Genomic DNA, 8,184 nt, shown 5'->3' with positions numbered 1-8,184 from the left:
GCATCAAGATCACCGATCGTGAGATGAGAACACTCCTCGCGCGGTATCTGACCCCACACGAGTGGCACGGCGAATGGAACTACACCATCAGCCCGACCGACACACCCAGTTGAGCGTGTTGTTCATTTCCAAGCCCTTAGTGGTTCAATCGGCCGGGTGATTCTCAACCGCAGATCCGCACTCGGACTTGGTACCGCAGTCGCCGCCGGAGGTGTGCTCGCGCCGGTCGTGGCGTCGACCACCGCTTCGGCGGCCCCGGCTGCCGCACCCACCACCGCGCAGGAGGCGACCCGGCACATCGCCAGGGTCTACCGCAGGGAAACCGGCCGGGCGCAAGGCGTCTGGTCGTCGTTGATCAGCGTCGCCGGCGCCTCCGGAGAGCCGGAAACGGCCGTCGAGGAGCGTGCCGACGATGTCGTCGACGCACAGAGCGTCAACAAGATCGCCGTGGCGACAGCGGTGCTGGACAAGGTCGACCGCGGGCTGCTGACGCTCGACCAGCGGGTCGACGTCACCGCGGACATCGTCATCCAGGACACCGACGGCATCTTCGGCCTCGACGGCGCCTACCCCAGCTCGGTGACGCTCGGGCACGCCATGGCGGCGCTGCTGACCGTGTCGGACAACACCGCGGTGCGCCTGTGCGGCCTGGTGTGCCCGGCGCTGGAGCTGAACGAGATCCTGCGCGCCAAGGGTTTCGTGCACACGCAGGTGGTGCCCGTGTCGAACCCGAACCGGTTCTTCCTCGGCACGACCACGCCACGCGAGACACACACCCTGTTGCAGGGGCTGGTTTCCGGCACGATGCTGTCGGCGTCGTCGACGGGCTACCTGCTGACCGCGATCCGGTCGCTCACCGCGTTCACCGACGGCATGCGGCTCAAGCTCCGGTCACCGGAGCGGCTGCGGGTGGCGACGAAGGCCGGCTGGTTCAACAGCGACCGGCACGAGGCCGGCGTGGTGTTCGACGAGTCGGGGCGGGCGTCGGCGACCTACGCCGTGTTCGCGACCGGCCCGTTCGCCGGCGACGCGGCGGTGAACGACGAGGACTTCGGCGCGACCCACCCGGCGCTGCGGGCCCGCCAGACGCTGGGCCGCGAACTGTTCGACGCGGTCGCCTCGGTGACCCCGGGCGGCGCCCGCGTCCAGGCGACCCCGAGGTACCGCCCCTACAACGGCGGCTGACCCGCGAGTCCAACACTCAGAACCCGCGAGTCCAACACTCAGAACCCGCGAGTCCAACGCTCGGGACCCGCGAGTCCAACCGTCGGGCGCGTTGTCGCGCACGCGGTTCGGACCTACACGTCCGGAACGGGGGACTCGCGGGTCGGGAGCGGGGGACTCGCGGGGTCAGCGGGGGTTGAGGCGGACCAGGTCGGGGCGCTTCGGCACGAGGCCGTCGCCTGGTTGGCGGCCGACGATCTTGTTGCGGACCGTGCCGTGGACGGCGGGCCACACGTGGTGGCGCACCCAGTTCCACTGCCGCACCGCCGCGTCCCGGTACGGCTCGCGCTCCGCGGGCGGCAGCGGCGCCAGCCATTCGTCCACCGGCATGTCCAGCGCCGCCAGCACGTGGCCCGCCACCCGGCGGTGGCCCAGCTCGCCCAGGTGCAGCCGGTCGGCGCCGTACAGGCGGATGTCCTCGCACGACGGATCTTTGCGCACGTCGACCAGCAGCGCCCGGTGCCGGGTCGCGGTCGCGACGATCAGGTTGTTGAGCATGGTCACCCGCGGGCGTACGCGGCGGCTCATCCCCGGCAGCCGTCGCGCGAGGTCGGGCAGGGTGAACAGCACGACCGTGTGCGCGACCTCCGTGAGCGCGCCGACGATGGCATCCAGGTCGGCCCTCGCCGCGTCGGTGTGCCAGCGGCCCTGCAGCACGTCGTTGCCGCCACCGAACAGGGTCACCAGGTCGGGCCGCAGGTCGAGGGCCGCCGGCACCTGCTCGGCGAGGATCTGGTCCAGCCGGCGGCCGCGGACGGCCAGGTTGGCGTAGTGCAGGTCCGGCTCCAGCGCCGCGAGCCGCTCGGCGGTGAGGTCGGTGAAGCCGCGGTAGCCGCGGCCGTCGGGGTACGGGTCGTCGAGTCCCTCGGCGCAGCTGTCACCGAGCGCGACGTATCTCTGGTGCCGCATCGAGTGAACCCCTTCCGCCGGCGCGGGATGAACTCCGCACGCACGGCGGATGTCTCCAGGGTAAACGCACGGCGGCGCCAACCCGGTGCTGACTGCGAGTCCAGCATTCGTGAACGTCGGACTCACTGGTTCCGAATGTTGGACTCGCGGGTTTTGGGTGTTGGACTCGCGGGTTCTGCCTCCGTCAGGCGGGGCGCAGCTTCCGGAGCCGGAACCCGAGCACGATCAGCACGACGCCCCACACGAGGGCGAACGTGGCGATCGCGATCAGCAGCGCGATCGCCCCTTCGGCCGGCTGCACGATCAGCAGCAGCCCGAGCACGAGCGCGACGGACCCGGACAGCGCGAGGAACCACTCGTTCCGGATGACCTTGCGCAGCCGGACGGCCGCCGCGATCTGCACGATCCCCGCGATGATCGCCCAGACCGCGATGAGGACGAGCAGCACGATGACGGTGATCTCGGGCCACAGCAGCGCGATGACCCCCGCGGCGATGCCGAGCATGCCGAGGAAGATCATGTAGGCGCGGTCGGTCCCCTCGCCGATCCCCATGGCGATGGACGTGATCCCGTCGAGCAGCGTGTAGACGCCCCAGAGGAGGGCGAGCGCGAGCACCGTGATCTCGGGCCACGCGATGGCGATGATCCCGAAGAGCACCGCCACGACACCCCGCAGGACGACCAGATGCCACCGACGACTCAGCAGTTCCAGCACCGGCCCAGTGTGATCCGGTACCCGACTCACGGCAACAGCTGGCGACGGGGCGGGCTCGGCCTCCGGAATCCGGCCTACCGGCGGGCGAGCCGGGCGCTGACCATGGTGTTCAGCACAGGCCGGCGTCGTGCATCAGCAGCGCGATCTGGGTGCGGTTGCCCATCTCCAGCTTCGTGAGGATGCGGGTGACGTGCGCCTTGACGGTCGCAACCGACAGGTGCAGCAGGGCGGCGATCTCCGCGTTGGTCCGGCCCTCGCCGACCGCCAGCGCGACGTCGTGCTCCCGCGCCGACAGCGCCCGCAGCGCGACCCGCGCCCGGTCGTAGGCGCCCGCGTCGGTGGCCGCCCGGTCCATCAGCCGGCGGGTGATCCGCGGCGACAGGATCGGCTCCCCCGCCGCGACCCGCCGCACCGCCTCGGCGATCTCGGCCGGCGGCGCGTCCTTGAGCAGGAACCCCGACGCGCCGGCCCGCAGCGCGCGCAGCACGTTCTCGTCCGAGTCGAACGTGGTCAGCACGATCACCTCGGGCGGCCGCGGCCGCGCCCGGACCCGCCGTGTCGCCACGATGCCGTTCACCCGCGGCATCCGGATGTCCATCAGCACGATGTCGGTCGGATGCGCGTCGAGCGCGGCCGGCACCTGGTCGCCGTCGCCCGCCTCGCCGACCACGACCAGACCGTCCGCGCCGTCGAGCATCATTGTCAGCCCGGACCGCACGAGCGCGTCGTCGTCGACCACGAGCACCCGGATAGTCATGCGGGCCACGGTAGCCAGGCGTGCAACCGGAACTCGGCGGGCGTCGCGTGGTGGTCGAGCTCTCCGCCGGCCAGCCGGACCCGCTCGGTCAGCCCGACGAGGCCGCTGCCCGCGCCCGGGATCACCGACGCGCCAACGGGTTCGCGGGGGAGCGGGTTGCGCACCTCGATCTCCAGCCGGGCGCCCGGGGCGCCGTCGAGCGCGACACACACCGGCTGGCCCGGCGCGTGCTTGCGGGCGTTGGTCAGCGCCTCCTGCACCACCCGGTAGGCGGTGCGGCCGGTCTGGCCGGGCAGCGTGGCCGGGTCGGCGAGCTCGTCGCGCACCTCGACCGGGGTGCCGACCGCGCGGGACTCCTCGACCAGCTCGGGCAGGTCGGCGAGCGCGGGCACCGGCCGGCCGACCCAGTCCGGTTGGTCACCGGGATGGTCACCGGCGGGATCGTCGCGCAGGATCGTGATCACCTCGCGGAGCTCGTCGAGGGCCTGGTGCGCGCTCGTCCGGATCACCCCGGCGGCCTGCGACAGACGCTCCGGCGGGTGGTCCGGCCGGTACTCCAGCGCGCCGGCGTAGGTGGCGAGCAGCGAGAGCCGGTGGGCGAGCACGTCATGCATCTCGCGGGCGATCTTGGCCCGCTCGGCGGCCCGTGCCTCGGCGACCCGGCGGCCTTGCTCGGCCTCGGCACGGTGGGCGCGCTCCTCGAGCGAGGCGATCAGCGCGGTCCGTGCCGCGCCCAACGCGCCCCAGCCGACGAAGGCGGCGTGCCCGAGCACCACCAGCACGACCCACCAGCCGAACGGCAACCCGGGCATCGGCAGCCACAGCGCGCGCAGGGTGTGCCCGGCGATCCCGGCCACGGCGACCCCCGCCGCCACGGGGAAGGGCTGGCACCTGGCCACCTGCAGGGTGCCGACCGTGGACGCGGGGGTCGCGGTCGGCGCCACCGCCGCCAGGGCGGCCAGCACGAGTGCCGAGCGCACCGGCCGGCGGAAGAGCACCGGGAGCAGCGCGACCGCGACGACGCCGACCACGCACTCGACGGCCAGCGTCCACCCGCGCCTGCCGGCGGCGAACTCCCCGTACCCGGTCGCCACGACGCAGAGGCCGATGGCGACGAGAGCGAACGCCAGCTGCCCGCCGGTCCGCGGCTTCTCGCAGGTCATCGCGCCGTGCATGGTCTCGAGCCTACGGCGGCCGCGGCGCGGGCGGACAACGACCAAAGTCGACATCGGCCCCTTCGGGGGTCGGTCCCGGTGCAGCTCCGCGGCCGATGTGCGCGGCCCCGCCCTGCGGCGACGCTGGGCGCCATGACGACATCGACCCGCGCCTCCTCGCTGCTCGGCTCGCTGCACGGCACCGTGCTCGAGCTGGGGCCGGGTGCGGGCGGCAACATGCGCTGGTACGCGCCGGACGTGCGGTGGATCGGCGTCGAGCCGGACGCCCGCTTCCGGTCGCTGACCGGTCGCGAGGCCTCGCGGACCGGGGCTGAGCGCCCCGGTGCTGGCGGGGCGCGCCGAACGGCTCTCGCTCCCCGACGGGAGCGTGGACGCCGCGGTGGCCACGTTCGTGCTGTGCTCGGTGACCGACCAGCGGGCGGCGCTCGCGGAGCTGTTCCGCGTGCTGCGGCCGGGCGGTCGGTACGTGTTCGCCGAGCACGTCGCCGCCCGGCCCGGCACGTGGTTGCGCCGCGGCCAGAACGCGTGCGCGTTCTGCACGGGCCTGTTCAGCGGCTCGTGCCGGCCGAACCGGGAGAGCCTGGCCGCGATCGAGCGCGCGGGTTTCGACGTCGTCGAGCTGCACAAGTACGTCCTGCCCGGCCCGTTCGGCGCCGGCACCACCCATATCGCCGGCGCCGCGTTGCGTCCGGCCAGCTGAGAGGACACAGCGGAATGACGAGCACGGCCACGGACCCGGTGACGATCCCCACCGCGGGCGGCTACCGCATCGACCCGTCGTCGACGGCGGTGTCGTTCACGACCCGGCACATGTTCGGCCTGGCCCCGGTCCGCGGGACCTTTCGCCTGCGGGACGGGCACATCCAGGTCACCGACCCGGTCGCGGAGTCCTCCGTCAGGGCGACGATCGCGGCGGAGAGCTTCCACACCGGCACGTCCGCGCGCGACACCCACGTCGTGTCCGCCACGTACCTCGACGCGGAGCGTCACCCGAACATCGTCTTCGCGTCCACGGGCATCGCGCGGGTCGACGGCGACTGGGTGCTGCGCGGCTCGCTGACGGTCCGGGGTGTGACGTGCCCGCTGGACCTGCGGGTGACGCAGGTGCGCGAGGACCGCTCGGGCCTGCGCCTGCGCGCGACGGCCCGGGTGGACCGCTACGCCTTCGGCATCACCGCGATGAGGGGCATGGCCGGCCGCCGGCTGACGATGACCCTGGACGTCGCGGCGAACCGGAAGTAAGTGCCGGGAGGTGGCGCGCGCGGCCCGCATTGGCCTCCGGCCCCCGGTATCCACTCTACGGATGGGCACCGACGGTTCCGCGTGGTGCGGAGCCGGCCTGTGGACAACGTCGCGAGTCCAACGCTGGCGACCCGCGAGTCCAACGCTCACGACCCGCGAGTCCTACACCCGCGCCAACCCATCCGCAGGCTCCAACGTCCGACTCGCCGGCCCAGAGTGTTGGACTCGCAGGTCCGGAACGTTGGACTCGCGGGTTCCCGGCATTCGATGAACGGTGCACGGCGGGGCGCGGGCTACCCTCCGAGGTGAAGTTCACGGCTCGGAGGCGTCCCATTTGCCCGCAAAGGGTGGCACCGCAGGGACCGGACCTGCTTTGCTCTACGTCGATCCGGTGTACCGCAACGAGAAGTCGAAGGTCGGGGTGAACGAAGGTATGACACTTGCCGCGAACGCGGAGTCGGCCGAGTCCGCACGCTCAGTGGAGCCGCCCCAGGAGGTGCGGCCGATTCACGGTGAACAGCGCGGCCTCGCGCCGCAGATCGGGACCTACTTCTTCATCCTCGGTCCGTTCGTGGCGCTGCTCGCGGCGGTCCCGCTGACCTGGGGCTGGGGTCTTGGGTGGCTGGACCTCGCGCTCGCGGCGGTGTTCTACACGGTCACCTGCCTCGGCGTGACGGTCGGCTTCCACCGGTACTTCACCCACCGCGCGTTCAAGGCGCGCAGGCCGTTGCGGGTGGCGCTGGCGATCGTCGGCAGCATGGCGCTGCAGGGGCCGATCACCCACTGGGTGGCCGACCACCGCCGCCACCACGCCTTCTCCGACCGCGACGGCGACCCGCACTCCCCGTGGGCGTTCGGCACGTCACCGATCGCGCTGGTCAGGGGCTTCTGGCACGCGCACATGGGGTGGCTCTTCGACCGCAACCTCACCAACGCCGAGCGGTTCGCCCCGGACCTCCTCGCCGACAAGGACATCGTGCGGGTCCACCGCCAGTTCGGCCTCTGGACCGCGGTGACCCTGCTCGCGCCGGCGGTGCTGGGCGGGCTCATCACCTGGTCCTGGTGGGGCGCGGTGACCGCGTTCTTCTGGGCGGGCCTGGTCCGGGTGTCGTTCCTGCACCACGTGACCTGGTCGACGAACTCGATCTGCCACATGATCGGCACCCGCCCGTTCGCGAGCCGGGACAAGGCCGCGAACTTCTGGCCGCTGGCGATCCTGTCGATGGGGGAGTCGTGGCACAACCTGCACCACGCCGACCCGACCTGCGCGCGGCACGGCGTGAAGCGCGGGCAGATCGACATCTCCGCGCGGCTGATCTGGATCCTGGAGAAGTTCGGCTGGGTCCACGACGTGCGCTGGCCGACTCCGAAGCGCCTGATGAACCTGGAGTCGCGCGGCCGTACGGCCTAGCGCGGTACCCCCGCTCGCCCGAGGGACGCGCGCACGGATACGTTGGCGGCTGGCCTTGTCACCCAGTGCCACCGACGACGGAGTACTGACATGCCGCGGCTTGCCATACCGGCCAAGGAGGAACGGCGGCGTCGCGAGCCGCCGACCGAGCGGGACCGGTTCCTGTTCTCGCTGAAGGTCGCCACCTTCGTCGTGGCCACCGCGAGCGTCGGCGTGATCCTCCTGCTCGACGGCGGTGGCGGTGACGACCGGGCGGACCCCGCCGTCCCGACCATCACCGTCCCCTCGGACACGCCCGTCGCGGGCCGGCTCGAGCCACGGCCGGACCCGACCACCACGTCGCCGTCGCCGACGATCGTCGCGCCGCCGGTGGAGCGGACCGAGACGACCGAGATCGTCCCGGCGCCGAAGCCGCCCGCGCCGAAGCCCCCGGGGCAGACCCGGCCCCGGCCACCCGCCCGGTTCGTGGTCGCCGGCACGCCGTGCAAGAAGCCGGGCTCCTACGCGCTCACCGCGAAGTACGAGCCCGTGGTCTGCGAGCGCGACGCCCGCGCGGACAGGCCGACCTGGCAGCTCCTCTTCTGACTTGCATGTACCCCGTTGAGTGGTTAGGGCCCGTAGCGAAATAAGTTAGTTTCTGGCCTCGGGGCGCTTACGGTCTGTGCTATGAGCTTGGTCATGGATTCTCTCGCCCGCCGCTATGACGCGGTCAAGCCGCACCTGACTGAGCGGCAACGTCGGGTCTGGTTGG

At 72.2% G+C, this 8,184-nt stretch carries 9 protein-coding genes; 5 read left to right on the top strand and 4 right to left on the bottom strand.

Going from position 1 to position 8,184, the window contains the following annotated elements; all coding sequences use genetic code 11:
• The first annotated feature begins 228 nt into the window (after positions 1-228).
• Positions 229-1,185 (top strand): serine hydrolase, encoded by a 957-nt coding sequence (locus GEV28_RS41035; protein ID WP_291419605.1) that lies wholly within the window; start codon positions 229-231, stop codon positions 1,183-1,185.
• 165 nt (positions 1,186-1,350) lie between these two features.
• Here the strand turns inward: GEV28_RS41035 and GEV28_RS41030 are convergent, their stop codons facing one another.
• From GEV28_RS41030 to GEV28_RS41015, 4 genes are all read right to left on the bottom strand, one after another.
• The gene (locus tag GEV28_RS41030; protein WP_291419604.1) at positions 1,351-2,133 is read right to left on the bottom strand and encodes an SGNH/GDSL hydrolase family protein; all 783 of its coding nucleotides are present in this window, start codon (positions 2,131-2,133) and stop codon (positions 1,351-1,353) included.
• A 184-nt stretch (positions 2,134-2,317) separates the two neighbouring features.
• A complete protein-coding gene (locus tag GEV28_RS41025; RefSeq protein ID WP_291419603.1) occupies positions 2,318-2,848 on the bottom strand; it encodes an HdeD family acid-resistance protein in 531 nt (176 codons plus the stop codon).
• A gap of 109 nt (positions 2,849-2,957) precedes the next feature.
• The gene (locus tag GEV28_RS41020) at positions 2,958-3,605 is read right to left on the bottom strand and encodes a response regulator transcription factor (RefSeq protein ID WP_291419602.1); all 648 of its coding nucleotides are present in this window, start codon (positions 3,603-3,605) and stop codon (positions 2,958-2,960) included.
• Positions 3,602-4,780, bottom strand: a complete 1,179-nt coding sequence (locus tag GEV28_RS41015) for a histidine kinase (RefSeq protein WP_291419601.1) — start codon at positions 4,778-4,780, stop codon at positions 3,602-3,604. Before GEV28_RS41015 ends, GEV28_RS41020 begins: the two co-directional genes overlap by 4 nt.
• A 310-nt stretch (positions 4,781-5,090) precedes the next feature.
• On the opposite strand from GEV28_RS41015, the gene GEV28_RS41010 reads away from it, so the two are divergent.
• The 4 genes from GEV28_RS41010 (at position 5,091) to GEV28_RS40995 (ending at position 8,018) form a co-directional block, all read left to right on the top strand.
• Positions 5,091-5,480, top strand: coding sequence for a class I SAM-dependent methyltransferase (locus GEV28_RS41010; protein ID WP_291419607.1), 390 nt, complete (start codon positions 5,091-5,093; stop codon positions 5,478-5,480).
• Between the two features lie 14 nt (positions 5,481-5,494).
• Positions 5,495-6,022 (top strand): YceI family protein, encoded by a 528-nt coding sequence (locus GEV28_RS41005; RefSeq protein ID WP_291419600.1) that lies wholly within the window; start codon positions 5,495-5,497, stop codon positions 6,020-6,022.
• A 391-nt stretch (positions 6,023-6,413) separates the two neighbouring features.
• Entirely contained in the window at positions 6,414-7,433 is a 1,020-nt protein-coding gene (locus tag GEV28_RS41000; protein WP_291419598.1) for an acyl-CoA desaturase, read from the top strand.
• 90 nt (positions 7,434-7,523) lie between these two features.
• Positions 7,524-8,018 (top strand): hypothetical protein, encoded by a 495-nt coding sequence (locus GEV28_RS40995; RefSeq protein ID WP_291419594.1) that lies wholly within the window; start codon positions 7,524-7,526, stop codon positions 8,016-8,018.
• The last annotated feature ends 166 nt before the right edge of the window (positions 8,019-8,184 follow it).

The organism is Actinophytocola sp. (assembly GCF_009379765.1).
Lineage (GTDB): Bacteria > Actinomycetota > Actinomycetes > Mycobacteriales > Pseudonocardiaceae > Actinophytocola.
The sequence above is the reverse complement of the archived record's forward strand: the minus strand, read 5'-3'. Positions and strand labels throughout refer to the sequence as shown.